General features: G+C 59.4%; 21 protein-coding genes, 1 tRNA gene and 1 pseudogene. 12 read left to right on the forward strand and 11 right to left on the reverse strand.

The annotated features are described in order from the left end of the window. Positions 1-257: 257 nt before the first annotated feature. Positions 258-509 (reverse strand): annotated as a pseudogene (locus tag MYY08_RS06820) (hypothetical protein); the annotation flags it as partial. Positions 510-548: 39 nt separating this feature from the next. After that, the gene (gene pgl / locus MYY08_RS06825) at positions 549-1,544 is read right to left on the reverse strand and encodes a 6-phosphogluconolactonase (protein ID WP_038627301.1); all 996 of its coding nucleotides are present in this window, start codon (positions 1,542-1,544) and stop codon (positions 549-551) included. A gap of 159 nt (positions 1,545-1,703) precedes the next feature. On the opposite strand from pgl, the gene MYY08_RS06830 reads away from it, so the two are divergent. Further along, complete coding sequence (locus MYY08_RS06830; protein WP_038627303.1) at positions 1,704-2,522, forward strand: pyridoxal phosphatase; 819 nt, start codon at positions 1,704-1,706, stop codon at positions 2,520-2,522. A gap of 140 nt (positions 2,523-2,662) precedes the next feature. Here the strand turns inward: MYY08_RS06830 and modC are convergent, their stop codons facing one another. The 4 genes from modC to MYY08_RS06850 all read right to left on the reverse strand — a co-directional run bounded on the left by modC (position 2,663) and on the right by MYY08_RS06850 (position 5,494). Next, entirely contained in the window at positions 2,663-3,724 is a 1,062-nt protein-coding gene (gene modC / locus MYY08_RS06835) for a molybdenum ABC transporter ATP-binding protein ModC (RefSeq protein WP_288013853.1), read from the reverse strand. Then, on the reverse strand, positions 3,724-4,413 hold the full coding sequence (modB, locus tag MYY08_RS06840; RefSeq protein WP_038627307.1) for a molybdate ABC transporter permease subunit: 690 nt from the start codon (positions 4,411-4,413) through the stop codon (positions 3,724-3,726). The genes modC and modB overlap by 1 nt, the downstream gene beginning before the upstream one ends. Further along, positions 4,413-5,189: a molybdate ABC transporter substrate-binding protein gene (modA, locus tag MYY08_RS06845; protein WP_288013854.1), complete on the reverse strand. Its 777-nt coding sequence runs from the start codon at positions 5,187-5,189 to the stop codon at positions 4,413-4,415. The genes modB and modA overlap by 1 nt, the downstream gene beginning before the upstream one ends. Positions 5,190-5,338: 149 nt before the next feature. Next, the gene (locus tag MYY08_RS06850) at positions 5,339-5,494 is read right to left on the reverse strand and encodes an AcrZ family multidrug efflux pump-associated protein (RefSeq protein WP_038627310.1); all 156 of its coding nucleotides are present in this window, start codon (positions 5,492-5,494) and stop codon (positions 5,339-5,341) included. Positions 5,495-5,664: 170 nt separating this feature from the next. Here MYY08_RS06850 and modE point away from each other — a divergent pair, with 170 nt between their 5' ends. From modE to gpmA, 6 genes are all read left to right on the forward strand, one after another. Next, a complete protein-coding gene (modE, locus tag MYY08_RS06855) occupies positions 5,665-6,447 on the forward strand; it encodes a molybdenum-dependent transcriptional regulator (protein WP_288013855.1) in 783 nt (260 codons plus the stop codon). 77 nt (positions 6,448-6,524) lie between these two features. Further along, the gene (gene modF, locus MYY08_RS06860; RefSeq protein ID WP_038627315.1) at positions 6,525-7,994 is read left to right on the forward strand and encodes a molybdate ABC transporter ATP-binding protein ModF; all 1,470 of its coding nucleotides are present in this window, start codon (positions 6,525-6,527) and stop codon (positions 7,992-7,994) included. Between the two features lie 397 nt (positions 7,995-8,391). Further along, the gene (gene galT, locus MYY08_RS06865; RefSeq protein ID WP_038627317.1) at positions 8,392-9,444 is read left to right on the forward strand and encodes a galactose-1-phosphate uridylyltransferase; all 1,053 of its coding nucleotides are present in this window, start codon (positions 8,392-8,394) and stop codon (positions 9,442-9,444) included. Further along, on the forward strand, positions 9,441-10,589 hold the full coding sequence (gene galK, locus MYY08_RS06870; protein ID WP_038627320.1) for a galactokinase: 1,149 nt from the start codon (positions 9,441-9,443) through the stop codon (positions 10,587-10,589). Before galT ends, galK begins: the two co-directional genes overlap by 4 nt. Beyond that, positions 10,583-11,614: a galactose-1-epimerase gene (galM, locus tag MYY08_RS06875; RefSeq protein ID WP_190296657.1), complete on the forward strand. Its 1,032-nt coding sequence runs from the start codon at positions 10,583-10,585 to the stop codon at positions 11,612-11,614. The genes galK and galM overlap by 7 nt, the downstream gene beginning before the upstream one ends. 146 nt (positions 11,615-11,760) lie before the next feature. Further along, positions 11,761-12,513, forward strand: a complete 753-nt coding sequence (gpmA, locus tag MYY08_RS06880) for a 2,3-diphosphoglycerate-dependent phosphoglycerate mutase (RefSeq protein WP_038627323.1) — start codon at positions 11,761-11,763, stop codon at positions 12,511-12,513. Between the two features lie 75 nt (positions 12,514-12,588). On the opposite strand, the gene aroG is transcribed toward gpmA, so the two are convergent. Beyond that, positions 12,589-13,641, reverse strand: coding sequence for a 3-deoxy-7-phosphoheptulonate synthase AroG (gene aroG, locus MYY08_RS06885; RefSeq protein ID WP_190296656.1), 1,053 nt, complete (start codon positions 13,639-13,641; stop codon positions 12,589-12,591). Between the two features lie 292 nt (positions 13,642-13,933). Between aroG and MYY08_RS06890 the strand changes: the two genes are divergently transcribed. The 4 genes from MYY08_RS06890 (at position 13,934) to zitB (ending at position 19,112) form a co-directional block, all read left to right on the forward strand. After that, on the forward strand, positions 13,934-14,296 hold the full coding sequence (locus MYY08_RS06890) for a YbgS-like family protein (RefSeq protein WP_038627327.1): 363 nt from the start codon (positions 13,934-13,936) through the stop codon (positions 14,294-14,296). A gap of 187 nt (positions 14,297-14,483) precedes the next feature. Next, entirely contained in the window at positions 14,484-15,077 is a 594-nt protein-coding gene (locus MYY08_RS06895; RefSeq protein WP_038627329.1) for a response regulator, read from the forward strand. Continuing rightward, positions 15,059-18,208, forward strand: coding sequence for an ATP-binding protein (locus MYY08_RS06900; RefSeq protein ID WP_104951451.1), 3,150 nt, complete (start codon positions 15,059-15,061; stop codon positions 18,206-18,208). Before MYY08_RS06895 ends, MYY08_RS06900 begins: the two co-directional genes overlap by 19 nt. Beyond that, the gene (gene zitB, locus MYY08_RS06905) at positions 18,177-19,112 is read left to right on the forward strand and encodes a CDF family zinc transporter ZitB (RefSeq protein ID WP_038627334.1); all 936 of its coding nucleotides are present in this window, start codon (positions 18,177-18,179) and stop codon (positions 19,110-19,112) included. The genes MYY08_RS06900 and zitB overlap by 32 nt, the downstream gene beginning before the upstream one ends. Here the strand turns inward: zitB and pnuC are convergent. From pnuC to MYY08_RS06920, 3 genes are all read right to left on the reverse strand, one after another. Next, positions 19,109-19,825, reverse strand: coding sequence for a nicotinamide riboside transporter PnuC (gene pnuC, locus MYY08_RS06910; protein WP_038627336.1), 717 nt, complete (start codon positions 19,823-19,825; stop codon positions 19,109-19,111). The two genes, zitB and pnuC, sit on opposite strands and share 4 nt — an antisense overlap. A gap of 23 nt (positions 19,826-19,848) precedes the next feature. Continuing rightward, positions 19,849-20,907, reverse strand: a complete 1,059-nt coding sequence (nadA, locus tag MYY08_RS06915; RefSeq protein ID WP_038627338.1) for a quinolinate synthase NadA — start codon at positions 20,905-20,907, stop codon at positions 19,849-19,851. 162 nt (positions 20,908-21,069) lie between these two features. After that, positions 21,070-21,561 carry a methylated-DNA--[protein]-cysteine S-methyltransferase gene (locus MYY08_RS06920; RefSeq protein ID WP_038627340.1) on the reverse strand — a complete coding sequence of 164 codons (492 nt, stop codon included), beginning with the start codon at positions 21,559-21,561 and terminating at the stop codon, positions 21,070-21,072. A 167-nt stretch (positions 21,562-21,728) separates the two neighbouring features. Here MYY08_RS06920 and MYY08_RS06925 point away from each other — a divergent pair, with 167 nt between their 5' ends. Continuing rightward, the gene (locus tag MYY08_RS06925; RefSeq protein WP_038627342.1) at positions 21,729-23,192 is read left to right on the forward strand and encodes an AlkA N-terminal domain-containing protein; all 1,464 of its coding nucleotides are present in this window, start codon (positions 21,729-21,731) and stop codon (positions 23,190-23,192) included. A 49-nt stretch (positions 23,193-23,241) separates the two neighbouring features. Here MYY08_RS06925 and MYY08_RS06930 read toward each other — a convergent pair. Next, positions 23,242-23,317 (reverse strand) — tRNA-Lys (locus MYY08_RS06930). Positions 23,318-23,345: the final 28 nt, after the last annotated feature.

The raw sequence follows: 23,345 nt of genomic DNA on the forward strand, positions 1-23,345 counted from the left end.
ACGTAGAAGAATGGACAGGCGCCAATAATATATACTGTAATCCCGGAACGTCTACCGCCATTATATTATTTTCAGGAAACTATCCACACTTTGGCTAATCAGACCTATCAACCAGGCCGAATAAAAATATCAGAACGAAAAATTTAATATTCATAGACGCCCAATTTTTCCTTGTCCAAGCTGACTGCAAGGTAAAACGCTTTCAGGGCCTGTACAGGCGCTCGCTGTCAGTGAAAACGAGCGCCTGAAGTTAACTTTTAATACTTAATCTGTTCCTGTTCAAACACATTTTCAGCCGACGACCCCCTGCCCACGCTCAGGCGCTTAAATTCCGCCTTCGCTTTCTCCATCTGCTGATTAAATTTTGTTTTAGCGCGCAGCCTTGCCACTACCGCGGCGGCCATTACGCGCGCGGCGTCGATGTCGCTCTCCCAGTAATAGCCGCAAATTACCCGGCTTTCGCCACTTTCCAGCCCGCGTTGCAGAATCACCTGCTGACGCGCCGGATTGCGCCGCCGCGCAGACAAAACTGCGAGGCGGCCCAAGTTTTACAGCGCGTGGATCACCACCCACATCGGGCCCTGGCCGACCGCGTAGCGCGCCAGCGGCGTCAGCAGTCCCTGCCCTTCGCCGATGCGATAGACTTCGATGTGGTGCGATTTCTGTCCGGCGGCGACCAGATAGCGCCCGCTTTTATCAATATTAAAGCCGCGCGGCTGAGTTTCGGTCGGCTGATGGCCTTCCAGCGTCAGCAGACCGCCATCTTCGCTGACGCTGAAAATGGTCAGCGTGCTGGAGGTGCGATCGCAGGCGTAGAGATGACGGCCATCCGGGGTCAGATGGATGTCGGCGGCCCAGCGCGTGCCCGTGAAATCCGCAGGCTGCATATCCAGACTCTGCACGCGCTCTACCTGGCCGTTGGCGTTGCTCAGCTGCCAGACGTCGACCGTGCTGTTAAGCTCGTTGACGCAGTAGGCGTACTGGCGGTTAGGATGGAACACCATATGGCGCGGGCCTGCGCCCTCGACGGTGGTAACCTGCGGCTGCGCGTGCGGCGTCAGCTTGCCCGCGGCGTGAACGTCGAACAGGCAGATACGATCCTGCTTCAGGGCAGGGACGAACAGCGTCTGGTTGTCGCTGCCGATATTGGCCGAATGACAGCCTTCCAGGCCGTCGATCACCTGGCTCGGCGCCAGCGGTACGCCGTCGGCGCCGATGGGACTGATGCTGACGCAGGCGTCATTATAGGAGCCGCAAAACAGGAAATTGCCGTGCAGATCGGTAGAAATATGGGTCGGGCTGCCCGGCAGCGGCGCCTGGCCCGCTTCGGTCAGGGTGCCGTCGTCAGCAATGCGGTAAGCGATCACGCGGAACTGCGGTCGTACGCCAACATACAGAAACGGCTGAGTCGGATTCACCACCATCGGCTGCACCTGCCCCGCCACGTCCACGACCTGCAACAGCGTCAGCGCGCCCTCTTCATTCATTCGCCAGACGTGAATCTGCTGGCTTTCCGGACTGGCGGTGTAAACAACTTGCTTCATGAATTCTCCTTATCTCATTACCTGTAATGGTTGGCCTGTGGCAAAGGTTAGCGCGTTTTGCCGCAGCCCGTTGGATTGTTTCTGCTGCGGCGATTTGGCGGCGAGGCGTCGCAGGGTGTAACATCGCTGCTTTGCGAATAATGACTGGCGGAATTAATTATGAGCTATCGCGTAATTGCCCTCGACCTGGACGGTACGCTGCTGACGCCGCGTAAAACCATTCTTCCCGAATCGCTGGAGGCGCTTGCCGAGGCAAAACGGGCCGGGGTCAAAATCCTTATCGTGACCGGGCGCCACCACTGCGCCATCCATCCTTTTTATCAGGCGCTGGCGCTGGATACACCTGCAATCTGCTGTAACGGCACCTATTTGTATGATTATCAGGCAAAAAAAGTGCTCTCTGCCGATCCGCTGGACAAATCGCAGGCGCTGAAGGTCATCGACATGCTCGACGAGCAGGCGATCCACGGGCTGCTCTACGTGGATGACGCGATGCTCTACCAGACACCGACCGGACACGTTGAGCGCACCCTGCTGTGGGCGGAGTCGCTGCCGGCGCATCAGCGTCCGCTGTTTTTGCAGGTGCCGAATCTCGCTGACGCCGCGCGCGAGGCGCAGGCCATCTGGAAGTTCGCCCTTTCCCATCCCGATACGCGCGCCCTGCAGCAGTTCGCCGACAATGTCGAACAGACGCTGGGGCTGGCCTGCGAATGGTCATGGCACGATCAGGTGGATATCGCCCAGGCGGGCAACAGCAAAGGCAAGCGGCTGGCGGAATGGGTTGAATCGCAGGGGATGACGATGAAGGATGTGCTGGCGTTCGGCGACAACTATAACGATCTCAGCATGCTGGAAAACGTCGGCCTGGGCGTGGCGATGGGCAACGCCGACGAAGCGATCAAAGCGCGCGCCGCGCGCGTTATCGGCACCAACCTGGAGCCGGGCATTGCGGAAACCATTCGCCGCGAAGTGCTGTAACCGCTGAAAAGACGGGGCCGCAAAAGCTGCGGCGCCTCGCCTTCTGTTATCTGGCGGGCCGGATGGCCCCATTGATTTGCTGATAAACCGGCAATGGAAACACAGAGATTAAGCCTCAGCTCTCTGTCGCCCCGTTTCTCTTATGCGGTAATGGAAACGCTTTTAATCTGGGCGAACAGCCACATGCCGGGCTTGATCGCCAGCTCGTCGCGCGCCCAGGGCGTAATGCGCGCCCAGAGTTCGCTGGCGCCGATGCGCAGTTTCACCTCGACCTGCTGATTATCCATCTCAACCAGTTCGCTGACCTGCGCCGGCAGCACGTTGCGGATGGTGCTGTTCAGCGGTGGCTGTAGCGATAAAGAGACATCCGACGACTGGATGCGAATGCGCAGCGGCGTCTTCTGCGGCGCCTCTATGCGGCTGACCCAGATATGCTGATCGCCCAGCGACAGCGCGGTCATGGCGTAGTCGGGATGCTGCTCCAGCACCTGAACGCGCAGCACGGTGCTTTGCTCGCTGCGCGGCAGCCAGGGACGCAGCGCGCTGCTGCTCCAGACCTGCTCCAGCGTGCCCGTCGCCTTTACCTCTCCTTTATCCAGCAGCAGCACCCGATCGGCCAGCTGCAAAATCTCATCCAGGCTGTGTGAGACGTAGAGCAACGGAATATCCACCTGCTTCGCCAGCTTTTGCAGCCAGGGCAACAGCTCGCGTTTGCGCGGGATATCCAGCGACGCCAGCGGCTCATCCATCAGCAGAATATCGGGCGCCGTCAGCAGCGCGCGTCCTATGGCCACCCGCTGCTTTTCGCCGCCGGAGAGCGACCAGGGAAACCGATCCAGCAAATCGTTCAGTCCCAGCAGATCCACCAGCGTATCAAACTGTCCCTGACGGCTTTTCGCCATGCCGTAACGCAGATTGCCGCGCACCCGATAGTGCGGAAAGAGGCGCGCCTCCTGAAACACGTAGCCGACGCTGCGCTTTTCCGGCGGCAGCCAGACAGACTCTTCGGCATGGCTAAGCGTGCGGCCGTTCAAACGAATATAGCCCTGCTGCGGCTGCGCCAGTCCGGCGATCGCGTTGATTAACGAGGTTTTCCCGGCGCCGGAGACGCCGAAAATGGCGGTGATGCCTTTGGTGGGCAATTCCGTATCTATCTGCAACAGGCTGTCGCCCTGCTGCAGGGTAAAATTAAGTTCCAGCATCAGCCCCCCAGACGCTTACGACCCCAGCGGGCCAGCCATTCCGACAGCAGCAGCGAAACCAGCGCCAGCGCGATGGCGATCAGGCAAAGCCTGGCGGCGTTGCTCTCGGCGCCCGGCGTCTCCAGCAGCGTGAACATCGCCAGCGGAATGGTGCGGGTTTCGCCCGGAATATTAGAAACAAAGGTGATAGTAGCGCCGAATTCGCCCAGCGAACGGGCGAAGGCCAGCACGGTGCCGGCGATAAGGCCCGGCAGCGTCAGCGGCAGCGTGATGGTGAAGAAGACGCGCCAGCGACCCGCGCCCAGCGTGCGGGCCGCCTGTTCGAGTTTAGGATCGACCGCCTCCAGCGCGAGGCGAATGGCGCGCACCATTAACGGCAGCGCCACCACCGCGGCCGCAAGCGCCGCGCCGCGCCAGCTGAAAGCGAAGCTGATGCCGAACCAGTCATACAGCCAGGAACCGATCCAGCCGCGGCGCCCCAGCGTCAGCAGCAGCAGATAGCCGACCACGACCGGCGGCAGCACCAGCGGCAGATGAATGAGACTATCCAGCAGCGCTTTGCCGCGAAATTCACAGCGCGCCAGCAGCCAGGCGAGAAAGATGCCAAAAGGCAGACTGGCGATCACAGCAATGGCAGAAACTTTCAGGCTGAGTTCCACAGCCTGCCATTCAACATCACTCAATATCATTAGCGTGGGGTAAATCCATATTTTTTGAATATTGCCGCTGCCTCCGGTCCTTTGAGGTAGTCATAAAAAGCGCTGACCGCAGGCTGATGATGATCCTTGACGATAGCCATCGGGTATTCCACCGGCTTATGGCTGTTTTCCGGGAAATGCCCCACCACCGTCACGTTATGGCTGGCGACGGCGTCGGAACCGTACACGATGCCGTAAGGCGTTTCGTTGCGTTCCACCAGCGCCAGCGCCGCGCGGACGTTGTTGGCGCGCGCCATAATCGGCGACAGCGTATCCCACGCGCCAAGATTTTGTAAGGCCTCTTTCGCATAAATTCCTGCCGGAACGTGGTCCGGGTCGCCTGTCGCGATACGCTGTCCTTTCAGCAGGCTTTTCCAGTCGGTGTTTTTGTCAATCTGCACCGGCTTCGCCTTTTCGCTGGCGGGCGCGATCAGCACCAGATCGTTGCCCAGCAGCGTATAGCGAGAATCGGCTTCGATGCTGTTTCTGCCAGCCGCGTAATCCATCCACTGCTGATCGGCGGAAATAAACAGGTCAGCGGGCGCGCCCTGCTCTATCTGCCGCGCCAGCGTGGAAGATGAAGCGTAAGAGGTGACGATTTTAATCTCATGTTTGTTTTTTTCATACTGCCCGATGATATCCTGCAGGGCATTGGTCAGCGAGGCGGCGGCAAAGACGGTGACGTTATCGGCGGCCACGGCATGACCTGACAGGCTGAGGCCGATAACCGCAGCGCCTAACCAGTGATTCCACTTAACAACAGACATAGCATTTCTCCGGGTTACGTTATGTAATGCATACTATAACGAGACGGCGAACGCTGTCATACGTTTGATCAAAAGGAAATCAGGCGAATGAAAAGCAACAGGGTCGACGCGATGTCGACCCTGTTAAGAGAAAGCTGAATGCGGCGCGCTTACTGACGCGGCTTCGCCGTGCGGTCGTTGCGGTGACCGAATTTAGAAATCACGTTGAAGACTTCGCCCAGGCCGTAAATCAGGCCAAGGATAATGGCCATCACGATCGGCACCATGATCACAGCGACAGCAAGGCTTTTTAATAACTCCAGCATAGTTGCCTCGTTTATTACGGTAAAAAGATCATTTTAACCAGCATGATAAAAAACGCACTGTCCTTTTGTGCGCTTTACTTTTCCTGAAGCGCCGCTGACGCGGGCTTAACGCCGTGACACCCCTCGTCGCCTCTTTTACAATTAAATCAAACCACTTTATGAGGCTTAGCATGCAGGCTGACATCTCCCTTATTATTCGACTCCAGCAGAAGCTGTTCGCCGATCCGCGCCGCATTGCCTTGTTACAGCAGATTAAACAGACCGGCTCTATCAGCCAGGGCGCAAAGCTGGCGGGCATCAGTTACAAAAGCGCATGGGACGCGATCAACGAGATGAACCAGCTGGCGGAACGCACGCTGGTGGAACGTGCTACCGGCGGCAAAGGCGGCGGCGGCGCGCAGCTGACCCGCTACGGCGAACGGCTGATCGAACTGTTTCGCCTGCTGGAACAGATTCAGCAAAAGGCGTTTGACGTGCTGCAGGATGACCAGCTGCCGCTCGACAGCCTGCTGGCGGCCATCGCCCGTTTTTCTCTACAGACCAGCGCCCGCAACCAGCTGTTCGGCACGCTTGTCCACCGCGACGCGGAACGGGTGCAGCAGCATGTCGACGTACTGCTTGCCGATGGACAAACGCGCCTGAAGGCGGCGTTGACGCGCCAGAGCGCCGATCGGTTGCAGCTTAGCGCCGGCAAAGAGGTGCTGTTACTGATTAAGGCGCCGTGGATCGACGTCAGCCGCGAACCCTCTAACGCCGATAACCAGCTGCCCTGCGCCATCAGCGCTATTGAGCGCGGCGAACAGCAAAGCGAAGTGCTGATGAGGCTAGGCAGCGGCGAGACGCTGTGCGCTACGCTGAGCAATCAGCAGGTTGAACAGCAAAATCTGCAGCCTGGCGCGGCAGTGAGAGCACATTTTAACGCCGATCGGGTGATTATCGCGACGCTGCTCTGAATCTGTGGTCACCGTTTGACATGCCTGCGGCCAGTCGCTAAAAACAGAAGCTTACGCTGCAAAAAACGGAATAAAAAATGGCTACATTGCAAATTTCGCAAGGCACGTTTCGTCTTAGCGATACCCGAATATTAACCCTCAACGATTTAACGTTGCGCGGCGGCGAAAGCTGGGCCTTCGTCGGCGCCAACGGCAGCGGTAAATCCTCGCTGGCGAAGGCGCTGACGGGCGAGCTACCGCCGTTGCAGGGCGCCTTTCACAGTGACTTCAAACGGCCGACGCTGCTGTCGCTGGAGAAGCTGCAAAAGCTGGTGGAAGAGGAATGGCAGCGTAACAACACCGATCTGCTCAGCGAAGGCGAAGACGACACCGGCCGCACCGCGGCAGAGATGATTCAGGACGAGGTGAAAGATGCCGCGCGCTGCCGCGAGCTGGCGCGGCTGTTTGGCATCGAATATCTGCTTGAGCGCCGCTTTAAGTATCTCTCTACCGGCGAAACGCGCAAAACGCTGCTCTGTCAGGCGCTGATGGCGCAGCCCGACCTGCTGGTGCTGGACGAGCCGTTCGACGGGCTTGACGTCGCGTCGCGCGCCAGCCTGGCGGCGCTGCTGGAGAGACTGCATCAGCAGGGCTATACCCTGGCGCTGGTGCTGAACCGCTTCGACGATATTCCATCGTTTGTGGATCGCGTCGGCGTGCTGGCGGAGTGCCATCTGACCCATATCGGCGATCGCGCGACGGTGCTGGCGGAAGCGCTGGTCGCGCAGCTGGCGCACAGCGAACGTCTGGACGGCATGGCGCTGCCGGAAGCGGACAATCCCGACCAGCTGCCGCAGCTGCCGCCCGACGCGCCGCGCATCGTGCTGAAAAATGGCGTGGTCAGCTACAACGACAAACCGGTGCTGCACGGCCTGAACTGGGAAGTGCTGCCGGGCCAACACTGGCAGATTATCGGGCCGAACGGCGCGGGCAAATCGACGCTCCTGAGCCTGGTGACCGGCGATCATCCGCAGGGGTACAGCAACGATCTGACGCTGTTTGGGCGGCGGCGCGGCAGCGGCGAGACCATCTGGGAGATTAAACAGCATATCGGCTACGTCAGCAGCAGCCTGCATCTTGATTACCGCGTGGCGATTAGCGTGCGTAACGTGATCCTCTCCGGCTATTTTGACTCAATCGGACTTTATCAGGCGGTTTCCGACCGTCAGCGCACCCTGGCAAACGGCTGGCTGGCGCTGTTAGGCATGCAGGCGCAAGCCGATGCGCCGTTTCACAGTCTCTCCTGGGGACAACAGCGGCTGGTGCTTATCGCCCGCGCGCTGGTAAAACATCCCACGCTGCTGATTCTGGATGAGCCGTTGCAGGGACTCGATCCCCTCAACCGGCAGCTGGTGCGTCGCTTTGTGGATGTACTGATTGCGGAAGGACAAACGCAGCTGCTGTTCGTTTCCCACCATGCGGAAGATGCGCCGCAGTGCATTACCCATCGTCTGAGTTTTGTGCCGCAGGGCAACCATTATGTCTATCCCACAGAAACGTTGAAATAATCTCCCGACCCGGCGACGCCGGGTCTCTACGTCCTGTTATGTCGTCCGCATGGGTTGGGCTACCCGTGAGGTTGCATCGTCAGCTCTTTGCGCTGCGGCGCGTTGTTCAACGCAACGCCTCTTCTTATCGTCTCCCTTTACGCTTTCTGCCCGCCAACGGATTTGGGAATGACGTCATCACTGCGGTAAAACAGACTGACGCAGCATGTAACCGTTACCATAATTTAAGCCTCGTTCTGCTTAGCCCTGCTCTCCAGGTGCTATTATTACTGACAAGTCAGAATTTTCAGCTTGTGTAAACGATTCCATTTATCCAGACTGGATCACGCTTTCCTTTTTTACACTGTGCTATTTTTTACTCTGCGATTACCGCTTAAGTCAGCAATCAGGACAGAACATGGAAAAATTCAATCCGGTCGATCATCCGCATCGCCGTTACAACCCGCTGGCCGATCAGTGGGTACTGGTTTCTCCGCATCGCGCCAAGCGTCCGTGGCAGGGCGCGCAGGAGTCACCCGCCCTGGAGCAGCTTCCCAAACACGACCCGGACTGCTTTCTGTGCGCGGGCAACACGCGCGTAACCGGCGATAAAAACCCTGACTATACCGGTACGTACGTGTTTACTAACGATTTCGCCGCGCTGATGACCGATACGCCGGAAGCGCCGCAAAGCGACGATCTGCTGATGCGCTGCGAAAGCGCGCGCGGCACCAGCCGGGTGATCTGCTTTTCGCCGGATCACAGCAAAACGCTGCCGGAGCTAAGCCTCGCGGCGCTGGAAGAGGTGGTCGCCACCTGGCAGCAGCAAACCGCCGATTTAGGCCAGCGCTATCCCTGGGTGCAGGTGTTTGAAAACAAGGGCGCCGCGATGGGTTGCTCTAACCCGCATCCGCATGGGCAGGTCTGGGCCAACAGCTTTTTACCGAATGAGGCGCAGCGCGAAGATCTTCATCAGCGCGACTATTTCGCCAAACAGGGCTCGCCGATGCTGGTCGATTACATGGCGCGCGAGCTGAACGACGGCAGCCGTACCGTGGTTGAAACCGAACACTGGCTGGCGGTAGTGCCCTGGTGGGCGGCCTGGCCGTTTGAAACCCTGCTGCTGCCGAAAACACACATCAAACGCCTGGTGGATCTGACCGAAGCGCAGCGCAGCGATCTGGCGCTGGCGTTGAAAAAGTTGACCAGCCGCTACGATAACCTGTTCCAGTGCTCCTTCCCCTACTCTATGGGCTGGCATGGCGCGCCGTTCAACGGCGAAGAGAATGACCACTGGCAACTTCACGCTCACTTTTACCCGCCGCTGCTACGTTCAGCCACGGTGCGCAAATTTATGGTGGGTTACGAAATGCTGGCGGAAACCCAGCGCGATTTAACCGCGGAACAGGCGGCGGAACGTCTGCGTTCCGTCAGCGATATTCATTTCCGCCAGACGGGAGATTCAGCATGAGCTTAAAAGAAACCACCCAACAGATTTTCCGGCAGCAGTTTGGCTACCAGCCGACCCACACTATTCAGGCGCCGGGCCGCGTCAACCTGATCGGCGAACACACCGACTATAACGACGGCTTCGTGCTGCCGTGCGCTATCGATTACCAGACGGTGATCAGCTGCGCGAAACGCGACGATCGTCAGGTGCGCGTGATCGCCGCCGACTACGACAGCGAGCAGGACAGCTTCTCGCTGGACGAGCCGATTATGCGCATCGAAGAGCCGATGTGGGCTAACTATGTGCGCGGCGTGGTGAAACATCTGCAGCAGCGCAGCGGCGAATTTAACGGCGTGGATATGGTGATCAGCGGCAACGTGCCGCAGGGCGCCGGCCTCAGCTCCTCAGCCTCGCTGGAAGTGGCGGTCGGCACCGTTTTGCAACAGCTTTATCATCTGCCGCTGGACGGCGCCGACATCGCCGTTAACGGTCAGGAAGCGGAAAACCAGTTCGTCGGCTGCAACTGCGGCATTATGGATCAGCTGATCTCCGCGCTGGGCAAGAAAGATCACGCCATGTTGCTCGACTGCCGCACGCTCGGCACGCGCGCAGTGCCGATGCCGAAAGAGGTAGCGGTCGTGATCATCAATACCAACTTCCGCCGCAGCCTGGTCGGCAGCGAATACAACACCCGCCGCGAACAGTGCGAGACCGGCGCGCGCTTCTTCAGCCAGCCGGCGCTGCGCGATGTCGATATCGAACAGTTCCGCGCGGTTGAGCATGAGCTGGATCCGCAGGTCGCTAAACGCGTCCGCCATGTGTTGACCGAAAATGCGCGCACGCTGGAAGCGGCGGAAGCACTGAGCAAAGGCGATCTGAAGCGCATGGGCGAGCTGATGGCGGAATCGCACGCGTCAATGCGCGACGATTTTGAAATCACCGTGCCGCCGGTCGACAAGCTGGTGGAGATCGTCAAGGCGACCATCGGCGATAAAGGCGGCGTGCGCATGACCGGCGGCGGCTTCGGCGGCTGCGTGGTGGCGCTGATGCCATTCGATCTGGTGGAGCCGGTGAAAGCGGCGGTCGCCAGCCAGTACGAGGCCGCGACCGGCATCAAAGAGACCTTCTACGTCTGCACCGCATCGGAAGGAGCGGGACAATGCTAAACCAGGCTACGTCGCTGGCGCCAGACGGCCAGCCGTGGCACATCACCGTGCTGCGCAACCAGCACGGCATGGTCGCCACCTTTATGGACTGGGGCGCCACCTGGCTGTCGGCGCGCGTGCCGATGAAAGACGGCACGGTGCGCGAAGCGCTGTTGGGCTGCGCCACGCCAGCGGATTATCTTAATCAAACCGCCTATCTGGGCGCCACCGTGGGCCGTTACGCCAACCGCATCGCCAACGCGCGGCTCAGCGAGGCCAATATCGCGCTGACGGCGAACCAGGGGCCGCATCAGCTGCACGGCGGGCCGGAAGGGTTCGATCGCCGTCGCTGGCAGATTGTCAGCCAGAGCGAGAACAGCGTACTCTACCGCATCGACTCGCCGGACGGCGATCAGGGCTATCCGGGCAACCTTATCGCACAGGTCGAATATCGTCTCGACGATAACAACTGCCTGACGATTAACTGGGAGGCGCAGGTCGATCGGCCCTGCCCGGTTAACCTGACCAACCACGCCTATTTCAACCTGGACGCGCACCACGGCGACGCCCGTCAGCATCAGCTACAGCTCGACGCCGACAGCTATCTGCCGGTAGACAGCGAAGGCATTCCGCGCGCGCCGTTGCAGACGGTAGAAAACAGCGGCTTTGATTTCCGTACCGCGAAAAGCATCAGCCGCGACTTTCTGCAGGATGAGGATCAGCGCCTGGTACAGGGTTACGACCACGCTTTCCTGCTTAATCCACGCAGCGCACAGCAGCCCGCCGCGCAGCTCTGGTCTTCGGACAGCAAGCTGAAGCTGACGGTGCATACCTCCGCGCCGGCGTTACAGTTTTACAGCGGCAATTATCTGGAAGGGACGCCCGCGCGCGATCGGGGCAGCTATACTGCTTTTCAGGGTATCGCGCTGGAAAGCGAGTTTCTGCCCGACTCGCCGAACCATCCCGAATGGCCTCAGCCCAGCTGTTGGTTACAACCCGGCGAAACGTATCACAGCGTTACCCGCTATACGTTAACGGCGGAATAACATCAGGCTGAAAAACGCGCACCGCGTCGGTTCAGCACTTACGCGGTGTCAATAATTCCGCTATGGTAGGGCACTATCAATTGCCGAGCCGCGCGCGACGGCAATATAATGCTTTCATTATCATACGAGCGTAAAGGAGTTAAGCTATGGCTGTAACTAAGCTGGTTCTGGTGCGCCACGGCGAAAGCCAGTGGAACAACGAAAACCGCTTTACCGGATGGTACGATGTTGACCTGTCCGAGAAGGGCCGCGGAGAAGCGAAAGCAGCAGGTCAGCTGCTGAAAAAAGAGGGTTTCACCTTCGACTTCGCTTACACCTCCGTGCTGAAGCGCGCGATCCACACCCTGTGGAACATTCTCGACGAACTGGATCAGGCCTGGCTGCCGGTAGAAAAATCCTGGCGTCTGAACGAGCGTCACTACGGTGCGTTGCAGGGTCTGAACAAAGCGGAAACCGCTGAAAAATACGGCGACGAGCAGGTTAAACAGTGGCGCCGCGGCTTCGCCGTTACCCCGCCGGAACTGGACCGCAGCGACGAGCGCTTCCCGGGCCACGATCCGCGCTATGCGAAACTGACCGCCGAGCAGCTGCCGACCACTGAAAGTCTGGCGTTGACCATCGAACGCGTGATCCCTTACTGGAATGAAACCATTCTGCCGCGTCTGAAAAGCGGCGAGAAAGTGATCATCGCCGCGCACGGCAACTCACTGCGCGCGCTGGTGAAATACCTGGACGACATGAGCGAAGAAGAGATCCTCGAACTGAACATCCCGACCGGCGTACCGCTGGTGTATGAGTTCGATGAAAACTTCAAGCCGATCAAACACTACTATCTGGGCGACGCTGACGAAATCGCAGCGAAAGCCGCAGCGGTAGCAAACCAGGGCAAAGCGAAGTAATTCGTTCTGCATAAAAAACCCGCCGACCGGCGGGTTTTTTTTTCGCTCTGCTGGGCGCTTAAGCACGCGGCTCAATCAGCCCCGGCGCGCTTTTACCGCGGCGGCCAGCTGATGCAGTACCTTTTCCGTATCTTCCCAGCCGATGCAGGCGTCGGTGACGCTTTTGCCGTAGACCAGCGGCTCGCCGCTTTCCAGACTCTGATTGCCCTCTACCAGGTGGCTTTCAATCATCACGCCCATAATGCCCTTCTCGCCGCCGCTAATCTGCTGCGCGACGTCGTCGGCCACCACCATCTGACGCTGGAACTGCTTGCTGCTGTTGGCGTGGCTGAAATCGATCATCACCTGCGGCGTCAGACCCGCTTGCTCCAGCCCTGCTTTGACCGCGCGGACATGTTCGGCGCTGTAGTTTGGCTCTTTTCCGCCACGCAGAATGATATGGCAGTCGCCGTTGCCGCTGGTCTCAACGATAGCGGAATGACCATATTTGGTCACTGAAAGGAAGCAGTGCGGCGAACCAGCGGCGTTAATGGCGTCGATAGCCACTTTAATTGTGCCGTCGGTGCCGTTCTTAAACCCGACCGGACAGGAGAGGCCGGAAGCCAGCTCACGGTGCACCTGCGATTCGGTAGTGCGCGCGCCGATGGCGCCCCAGCTCATCAGGTCAGCCACATACTGGGGCGTGATCATATCGAGGAATTCGCCCGCCGCAGGCAAACCGGTATCGTTGATTTCCAGCAGCAGCTTACGCGCTATACGCAGGCCGTCGTTAATCTGGAAACTGCCGTCCATCTGAGGATCGTTAATCAGCCCTTTCCAGCCCACCGTAGTACGCGGCTTCTCAAAATAGACGCGCATAACGATTTCCAGCTCGCCGCTCAGCGCTTCGCGCACGCTTAGCAGACGCGACGCGTACTCTTTGGCTGCATCGACGTCGTGAATCGAACAGGGGCCGATGATCACCAGCAGGCGGTCATCTTCATTTTTCAGAATTTTGTGAATCGCCTGACGCGAAGCGGCGACGGTAGCGGCGGCTTTTTCAGTCGCCGGAAATTTTTCCAGGAGGGCGACCGGCGGTAAAAGTTCTTTTATCTCTTTGATTCTTAAATCATCATTCTGGTAATTCATAAGCTATCCATTTAATATTTTTTTCGGGCGCAGCGGGCACCACCTGAACAATTTATCCCTTCAATACCGCGCTGTAAATCGACTTTCCGTTGTCGCTACGCCTGCGCGATTTGCGTTTCTTTGGTTCCTTACTACACTTTTAATCGTTAGTTCTTGAAAATTTATTATTTGCACCACAAGTTTTCGTCAGAAGTTGTCCCGGCGAGATATTATCTCGCCCACATAAAAAGACGGCTTCTAAAGTTCTATTGGGTTTCGGCAGCAGCTACCAATAATTAACGGGAGCATAATTATGAATAAGTTTGCAATTGCAGTCCTGACAGCAGCAATGACACTGGGCAGCGGCGCAGCGCTGGCGGCACAGGGAAATAACGGCACCGCCAACCAGGCGGCGGACGCGGGCGCTGTAGCGCCGGGCGCAAAAGAAAATTTGCCGCCGAATAACGTTGATAATAGCCAGATTAATAACGGCAGCACCAATACTGCCCCTGGCGCAAGCGGCTCGCCGACCGCAGGCAGCAATGGCATGAGCGCTGATGAAATGGATCAAAACGCCCAGTGTAAAGATGGCAAATGCCCGAACGTAAATGAGAAAGTTCAGACCCAGCAGGGCGGCGGCGAGGTCGATCGTAAAACCGACGGCACTACGCAATAATTGCGTTATGCGCTATTGCGTCTGAGAAAATAAAAGAGAGCTGCGGCTCTCTTTTATTTTATGCAGACCCGTTTCGGCGCGATATTATTTTCATCATTACTTCTTCCGCTTTAACTTCTTTGCTTAATGATTGCTTCCACAGGCTTTTCCGCTATTCTGAACTTCCTGTTAATAATGAAGCAAAGATATGGCCCATCTGTTACTGATTGATGATCATCCGCTGGTGCAAGTCGCACTGCAAGCCGCTTTAGCCACCGCGCCCATTTCGCTCAGCCTGACCGCCGTGGATAATGAACAGGCGGCCTTTCAGGCGTTGCAGCAGCAGTCTGCCCAGCTGGTTATTCTTGATATCAGTCTGCCCGACAGCGATGGGCTGGAAATGCTGAAGCTGCTGAAGCGCCGTTTCCCTTCGTTACCGGTGTTGATCTATTCCGCACAAACCGAGCGTCTCTATATGCAGCTGGCGCAGGCCGCCGGTGCCGCGGGCTATGTCGTGAAAAGTCAAAGCATGCCGCAGCTGGTGAGCGCCATTCTGGCGGTGCTGGGCGGCAAAACGGCGTTTCCGTCGAATATGGCGTTAGCGGCCACGGGCGGGCTGCCCTTGACCAGTAAAGAGCAGCAGATCCTCTCGCTGCTGGCGCGCGGCTACTCTAATCTGCAAATCGCTCAGCAGCTGCATATCAGTAATAAGACGGTCAGCACCCATAAAAAAAACATTCTGGAAAAAACCGGCGCCACTTCGGTGCTGGATCTTGCCGCCCTATGGAAAGCGCAACAATAGCCCGCCTGTTTCTGCTGCTGACGCTGCTGTTCAGCGCCGCCGCCGCCGCCGCCGAATGGCGACCGGTAAGCAGCATGCCGCTGCCGCAGGAGCTGATGATGCCGAGCGGCGAAACCCTGCCGTGGCAGGGCAAAACGCTGCGGGTCGGCGTGTTGCAGACCCGCAGCGCGCCGTGGAATATGTTCGTCGGCAACGATCTCTACGGTATTAACGCCGATTATCTGGTAGCGCTCGGCAACCTCACCGGCGCACGATTCACCCTCTCAAGCTATCCCGACAGCGCTGCGCTGCTGAATGCGCTGCGTAAGGGCGAAACCGACCTGGCGTTTGGTCTGCCGCAGCAGCCGCTGCCCGCCGGGCTTTACGCCACGCGCGCCTGGTATAGTACGCCGCTGCGCGTCTACCGCAGCCGTCAGAACCGACGTCCGGTGATGTTCAACTCGCAGGATGCGCGCATCGCCGTCAGCGTCGGCACGTTGCAGCAGATCACTCCTGACTTCGTGCGGCGTCATCGCTGGGAAACCTACAGCAGCGACCTGCAGGCGCTCTATACTCTGCTGAATCAGCAGAACGACTATGTGGTGGCGGATGAAACCAGCGCCGGCTTTCTTCTCAGCCAGCTGCAACAGGGACAAATCTATCAAATCGCCTCGCCGATCGATCCGGGCGAACTGAGTCTGTATGCCGTTACCTCGCAGGCTGCGCTGCGCGATGCGCTGAATCAGGCTATTCGCCAGCTGCCGGTCGAGATCGTCAATGGCATTCAGAGCCGCTGGAGCGCGCAGCTGCCGCGCTATCTGGACACCAATACGCTGCACCTGACGGCAATGGAAAAAGCCTGGCTGCGGCGGCATCCGCACATTGTCTACAGCGCGCTGGCGGACAACTACCCCTGGAGCTACCGCAGCGACAGCGGCGAGGCGCGCGGCTACAGCGTCGATCTGCTGAACGCCATCGGACAAAGCACCGGACTGCGCTTTAAACCGTTGTGGGTGAATAACCCGCAGCAGGCACGCGATCGGGTGGCGGACGGCCAGGCGCTGATTGAGCTGGTGCAGCCGCTGACCGGCGGCAGCGATGGCGAGAGCAGCACGCTGCCGGTGTGGCGCGCGCTGTGGGGCGTATATATGCGCGGCGCTTCAACCGGCATTACCCGCTGGCAGGATTTGCAGGGCATGCGCATCGGCGTGCGGCGCGGCGATCTGGCCCAGCAGCTGATCCCGCGCGACCTGACGGTACAGCCCTTCGACGATGCCCAGTCGCTCTATAACGCGCTGGCCAATGGACGGCTTGATGCGGTGGTGGATAACGTGCTGTCGGCGCGCTGGCTAATTCAGAGCCGCTACAGCGAGTCGATCCATTTCGCCTTCGCCGCCAGCGATACCGCCTGGCCCGTCGCCATCGGCGTTAGCGCGCAGCAGCCGCTGTTGCGCGCCATTCTTGATAAAGGTCTTCAGCAGATCCCGCCTGATACCCAGCAGCGTATGCGCGACGCCTGGAGCAATGAAAATCAGCCCGGCGGCGTGGATCGCGCTATTTCGACGCCGCTGCTGCTGTCGCTGGGGGCCGTCGCGCTGGCGGCGATTGTCATTCTGCTGGCGCTGTTAATCCGCCGCTGGCGGCAGGAGCGGCTGGCGTCCCGGCAGCGGCAGCGTCTGGAACAGGAACGCGAAGCGGCGCAGCGCGCCAATCAGATGAAGAGCCAGTTTCTCGCCAGCGTTAGCCATGAGCTGCGCACGCCGATGCAGGCGATTCTGGGACTGCTGGAGATGGAACTGGCGCGTCAGCCGCGTGCCGGAAATCTGGCGCTGATCCACAGCAGCGCCACCACGCTGATGACGCTATTGAACGATCTGCAGGATCATTCGCGCATTGAAAGTCATACCTTTAGCCTGCAGCCTGCGCCGCTCGAACTGACGCAGTGGCTGCGCGATCTGGAAAACTTCTGGGCGCCGCTGATGCGTCCAGGCGGCCCGCGCTTTAGCGTAACGGCGCTGACGCCTCTGCCGCGGCGCGTGCTGCTTGACGGCGGTCGCCTGCAGCAGATTGCCACCAACCTGATCAGCAATGCGGTGAAGTTCACCGCCGAGGGAGAAATTGCCCTGACGCTGGCCGCCCGCGACGGGCAATTAACGCTCTGCGTTACCGACAGCGGCAGCGGCATTCCGCCCGACGAACAGGCCCGGCTGTTCGAACCCTGGTACCAGACGCCTTCGGGCCGCGCCCGTTCGGTGCAGGGCAGCGGCCTGGGCCTCTCTATCTGTCGGGAAATCGCGCTGCGCATGGGCGGCGAGATTCAGCTGCATTCCGTTGCCGGTGAAGGTACGCGCGTCACCCTGACGCTGCCGTTAATGCTGGCATCCCACCTTCCCTGTCCCGACGCGGTGCAGGAAGAAACGCACCCGCTGCCGCCGCTTCGTGTGGCGGTGGTCGACGATCATCCCACCAACCTGCTGGTGATGGAACAGCAGTTGAACTGGCTCGGCGTTGAGGCGCAGGTCTTTGCCGACGGTCGCGCGCTGCTGCGGGCGGCGGCCGCGACGCGCTTCGATATTATCCTGATTGACTATAATATGCCGCGCCCGGATGGCCCGACGGTGGCGCGCATTCTGCGCCGCCGCGAACGCCGCGCCGCGCGCCGCACGCGGCTGATCTATTGCAGCGCCGACGCACAGCTGCCGCACCATACGCAGGCCTGGCGCGACGCGGATGAAGTGTTGCTCAAACCGATCGGCCTGAGCGCGCTGCGCGCCTCGCTGAGCAATCAGCCGTTACCGGATGCGCTGGCCGGACTGGAGGGACAGATCTGGCAGCTGGCCAGTCAGGACCGCGCGTTTCTGCCTGCGGTTATCGCCACGCTGCGCCAGACATTGCAGGAGGACAGCGACGCCATCGCGCTGGCGCTCGCGCAGCGTCAGTGGCAAGCGCTGGCGAAGCGCGCGCACCGAATGAAAGGGAGCTGGCTGCTGCTGGGCATCAGCGAAGGCGAACAGCTTTGCCAGCGGCTGGGCGAACAGGCGCTAACGCAAGATGACTGCGCGGAAACAGGTAATTTACTGTTATTATTAACCCGAAGTTTACTGGCCAGACTGGATGACTATGACGCATCAACATTCGCACAACGAACATGACGGCAACCACGCCCGGTTGCGCGCCGCTTTTATCGTCACCGCCCTGTTTATGCTGGCGGAGGTGGCGGGCGGCCTGTTTTCCGGCTCGCTGGCGCTGCTGGCCGACGCCGGTCATATGCTGACCGATACGGCGGCGCTGCTGATGGCGCTGCTGGCGGTGCGGTTCGCCCAACGCAAGCCTAACGCCAGCCACACTTTCGGCTGGCTGCGCCTGACGACGCTGGCGGCGTTCGTCAACGCCATCGCCCTGCTGGTGATCACCGTGCTGATCGTCTGGGAAGCGGTTCAGCGCTTTTATCACCCGCAACCGGTCGCCAGCGGCATCATGCTGGCTATCGCCGTTGCCGGGCTGCTGGCGAATGTGCTTTCGTTCTGGCTGCTGCATCGCGGCAGCGGCGAAAGCAACATGAACGTGCGCGCCGCGGCGCTGCATGTGCTGGGCGATCTGCTTGGCTCCGTCGGCGCTATCGCCGCAGCGCTGATTATTATGTACACCGGCTGGACGCCCATCGATCCGCTGCTGTCGATTCTGGTGTCGGCGCTGGTGCTGCGCAGCGCCTGGTCGCTAATGAAAGAGAGCCTGCACGAGCTGCTGGAAGGCGCGCCGGTCGCCATTGACGCCGACAAGCTGAAGCGGGATTTGACGCTGAATATTCCAGAGGTGCGCAATGTGCATCATGTGCATTTGTGGCAGGTGGGCGAGAAGCCGATCGTGACGCTGCATGTGCATGTCGTGCCGCCCTACGATCACGACGCCCTGCTGCAGCGCATCCATCACTACCTGCATGAGCGCTATCAGATCGATCACGCGACGGTGCAGATGGAATATCAGCGCTGCGAAGGGGAAGACTGCGGACTGACGCTGGGCGCGCCTCAGCACGCCCATCCTCATCACCATCATTAAGCGTTAGCGCGCGGCCGGTACTGGCGCGCGCTTTTAATCCACAGCCAGCTGCCGTTCAGCGCAATCAGCGTCAGGATCAGATACTCCAGCGACATGGCGTAAACGCCCTGGCGGGCGAAAATCCAGACGCTGATAACGTCAATCACCACCCACAGCAGCCAGTTCTCCACATATTTGCGCGTCATCAGAATCATCGCCACGATAGAGAGCACCATCATCGTCGAGTCCCAGAACGGGAACGCGTCCGGTTGCAGCTCCGGCATCGCGACCTGCAAACCTGCCGCCTGCATCAGCACCACCGCCAGCTCGGTCAGAAAAGCGAAGAAGGGATCGATCCAGACCGTCATCAGCGCGATGGCGATCAGGCTGCCCGCCGTCCAGCCGATCGCTTTTCTACGCGGCAGCCAGCGTATCTGCAACGCCGCCTGGTTATCGCTGTTCTGACGGCTCCAGGCGTACCAGCCGTAAAGGTTGGCGCCGAAGAAAAACAGCTGCAGCAGCAGGCTGGCATAAAGCTGAATCTGGAAAAAGATGATCGCGAACAGCGTGACGTTAATCAGCCCGAACAGATAGTTAACGATCTTCTCCCGACTGGCCAGCCAGATGCAGAGCAGCCCCGCCAGCGTGCCGACAGCCTCGATCCACGAGAGATCGTAGCCGCCCTTGCCGAGCGGGATATGAACCAGAATGTTTTGCGTGCTGAAAAATTCCATATTGGCACTCCGGGCGATGCCGATCAGGCATTCCCTTTAACGTTAAGTTTAAGCTCCGCGGCAAAAGAGAGCATGCGATTGAGCGGCAGCAGCGCACGCGCGCGCAGGCTGGCGTCGATATGGATCTCATGCGCCGCGCCGCCCTGCTCCAGCCCTTCGGCAATCGCCTGCAGGCCGTTCATCGCCATCCATGGGCAGTGCGCGCAGCTGCGACAGGTGGCGCCTTCGCCGGCGGTCGGCGCTTCAAGCAGCGTTTTTTCCGGCACCGCCTGCTGCATCTTATAGAAAATGCCGCGATCGGTGGCAACTATCATTTGCGGATGCGGCAGGGTTTTCGCCGCCTGGATCAGCTGGCTGGTAGAGCCGACGGCATCCGCCAGCGCCACCACCGCCTGCGGCGATTCAGGATGAACCAGCACCGCAGCCTGCGGATAAAGCGCTTTCATCTGCTGCAGCGCCTGGGTTTTAAACTCATCGTGTACGATGCAGGCGCCCTGCCAGCAGAGTACGTCGGCGCCGGTCTGCTGCTGTACATAGCGTCCAAGGTGACGATCCGGCGCCCAGAGGATTTTTTCGCCAAGGCTGTCGAGATGCTCAATCAGCTCCACGGCGATGCTGGAGGTGACCACCCAGTCGGCGCGCGCCTTCACCGCCGCCGAAGTATTAGCGTAGACCACTACGGTACGGTCTGGATGGCTATCGCAAAAGGCGGCGAAATCCTCTTCTGGACAGCCGAGATCGAGCGAACATTCAGCCTGTAACGTCGGCATCAGAATGGTTTTTTCCGGGCTGAGGATTTTCGCCGTTTCGCCCATAAAACGGACGCCGGCGACCAGCAGCGTCGAAGCGGGATGGGCGCTGCCGAAACGTGCCATCTCCAGCGAATCGGCCACGCAGCCGCCGGTTTCTTCCGCCAGCGCCTGAATTTCCGGGTCGGTATAGTAGTGCGCCACCATCACCGCATCGCGTTCGCGCAGCAGATGTTTGATTTTCTCCCGATACGCGGCTTTTTCTTCAGGGGAGAGGCGGGCCGGCTTTGGCGGAAAAGGATAGAAGGTGTCAGATTCAGGCAACAGGCTCATCAGGGGTTCTCGTTTTATCAACTTAACTTATCCAGCATTTTTACCGCTTATTAACGGCATAAAAGCCACATCGGTTTTGTATGCTAAACAAGATAATGGAAAACGGGGTCGCTGTCGCTGATTTTACGCGGCGCGGCGCTGAATCAGCCGCGCAACGTAGTTTTACAGGCTTAACAGATCGGGTTTCTCAATAGCCAGCAGGAACGCCTTGGCATCCAGCCCACCGGCAAAGCCAGTCAATTTGCCGTTAGCGCCGATCACCCGATGGCAGGGCGCGATAATCGAGATGGGATTGCGTCCATTCGCGGCGCCTACCGCCCTGACGGCGGCAGGATGACCGATGGCGCGCGCAATCTCGCTGTAGCTGCGCGTTTCGCCATAGGGAATAGCGACCAGCGCCTGCCACACCTTTTTCTGAAACTCGGTGCCGACGAAATCCAGCGGCACGGTGAACTGCTTTAGCTCGCCGGCGAAGTAGGCGCGCAGCTGCCGCTCGGTTTCGATCAGCACCGGATGCAGCGGATCTTCAGTAATCGGCCCCAGCCGGATGCGCGCCATCTCATTCGGCCACAGCACCGCCGCCAGGCCGCGCTCGCTGGCCAGCAGCGTCAATTCGCCCACCGGCGACGCCATTTTTTTGCTGTAATAGCTCATCTTCCCCTCCGCATTCATCTGCACTTCGGGCTTATTATCTCGCATTTTTTATCGGTTACCGGCTGTTTTCGGTCACCAAAATAAAAAATATCGCTGTCCGAAAATGGCGAGTTTTATACTGAAAGCAATCGTATGGTAACGGTAGTAACCCGTCACGGAGTTGAAAAATGATTAACGGCGACACGGCTTATCAGGCATTAACGTCCAAAGACCGGCGTTTCGACGGCCTCTTTTTCGTTGGCGTCACGTCGACCGGGATTTATTGCCGCCCCGTCTGCCCGGTAAAAGCGCCGCGTCGGGAGAACTGCCTTTTCTTCGCCAGCGCCGAAGCGGCGGAAAAGGCGGATTTCCGTCCCTGCCTGCGCTGCCGTCCCGAGCTGGCGCCGGGCAACGCGCCGGTCGACAGCGCCTGGCGCATCACCGATCTGCTGTTGCAGCGCATCGATGAAGGCATGCTTGACGAAACAAACAGTCTCGAAGAAGTCGCCGCGTGGTTTAACCTGAGCCTGCGTCAGCTAAGACGCATCGTGCAGCAGGAGTTAGGCGTTTCGCCGCTGGAGCTGAAACAAACCCGACGCCTGTTGCTGGCCAAGCAGCTGCTAACGGAAACGCGCCTGCCGGTCACGGAAGTCGCTTTCGCCAGCGGCTTCAGCAGCCTGCGGCGTTTTAACGACGTGTTTAACAAGCGCTACCGTATGGCGCCCAGCCGCCTGCGTAGAGAGGCCGCCGCAGGCGAACCGCTCAACGGGCCGGATGACGCTTCTACGCTGCTGCTGGGCTATCGTCCTCCCTATAACTGGCAAACAATGCTCGATTTCCTGCGCCTGCGCGCGCTGAAGGATGTTGAGTGGGTGGATGACGACAGCTATGCGCGCACCGTGCAGCTGGGACGCTTTCGCGGCTGGATTCGCGTGACGCACGCGCCGCAAAAGCATGCGCTGCAGGTTGAATTTTCTCACTCGCTGACCGGCGCCCTCCCCGCCCTGTTGCGCCGTCTGCGTAAACTGTTCGATTTAAACGCGCATCCGCACTCTATTGACGATCGTCTGCGACAGGATCCGCTGCTGGCCGCGAGTATCGAACGCGATCCTGGCCTGCGGGTGCCGGGCGCGTTCGACGGCTTTGAGATGACGGTGCGCGCGGTGCTGGGACAGCAGATTACGGTGAAAGCGGCCACTACACTGGGAGGACGCTTCGTCGGCGCCTTTGGCGAAGCGTTCGCCACGCCGTTCCCGGCGCTGACCTGCCTGGCGCCGACGCCGCAGCGGGTAATGACGGCAAGCATTGATGAGATCGCCCGATTAGGCATCGTCAGCGCGCGGGCGCGATCGATTCTGGCGCTGGCCGTCGGTTGCGCCAGCGGCGATCTACAGCTGGACGCCTGCACAGACCCGGAAGCGATGATGGAAAAACTGAAACAGCTGCCCGGCATCGGCGACTGGACCGCCGCCTATATCGCCATGCGCGCGCTGCGCTGGCCCGACGCCTTTCCTGCCGGTGATATTGTGGTGCGCAACAATCTTGGCAAAGTCACGGCAAAGCAGGCAGAGGCCATTTCGGCCGCCTGGCGGCCGTGGCGCAGCTATGCGGTGATGCATATCTGGAAAAATCTGGCGCCGGTAAAAAAATAGAGCTCGATTTCGCATAGCAAAAAGGCGCCTTTAGGGCGCCTTTCTACACTGGTGGGTCGTGCAGGATTCGAACCTGCGACCAATTGATTAAAAGTCAACTGCTCTACCAACTGAGCTAACGACCCGATGGTGGGTGATGACGGGCTCGAACCG

The sequence above is a fragment of the Mixta sp. genome, assembly GCF_024610815.1.
Taxonomy (GTDB): domain Bacteria; phylum Pseudomonadota; class Gammaproteobacteria; order Enterobacterales; family Enterobacteriaceae; genus Mixta; species Mixta calida.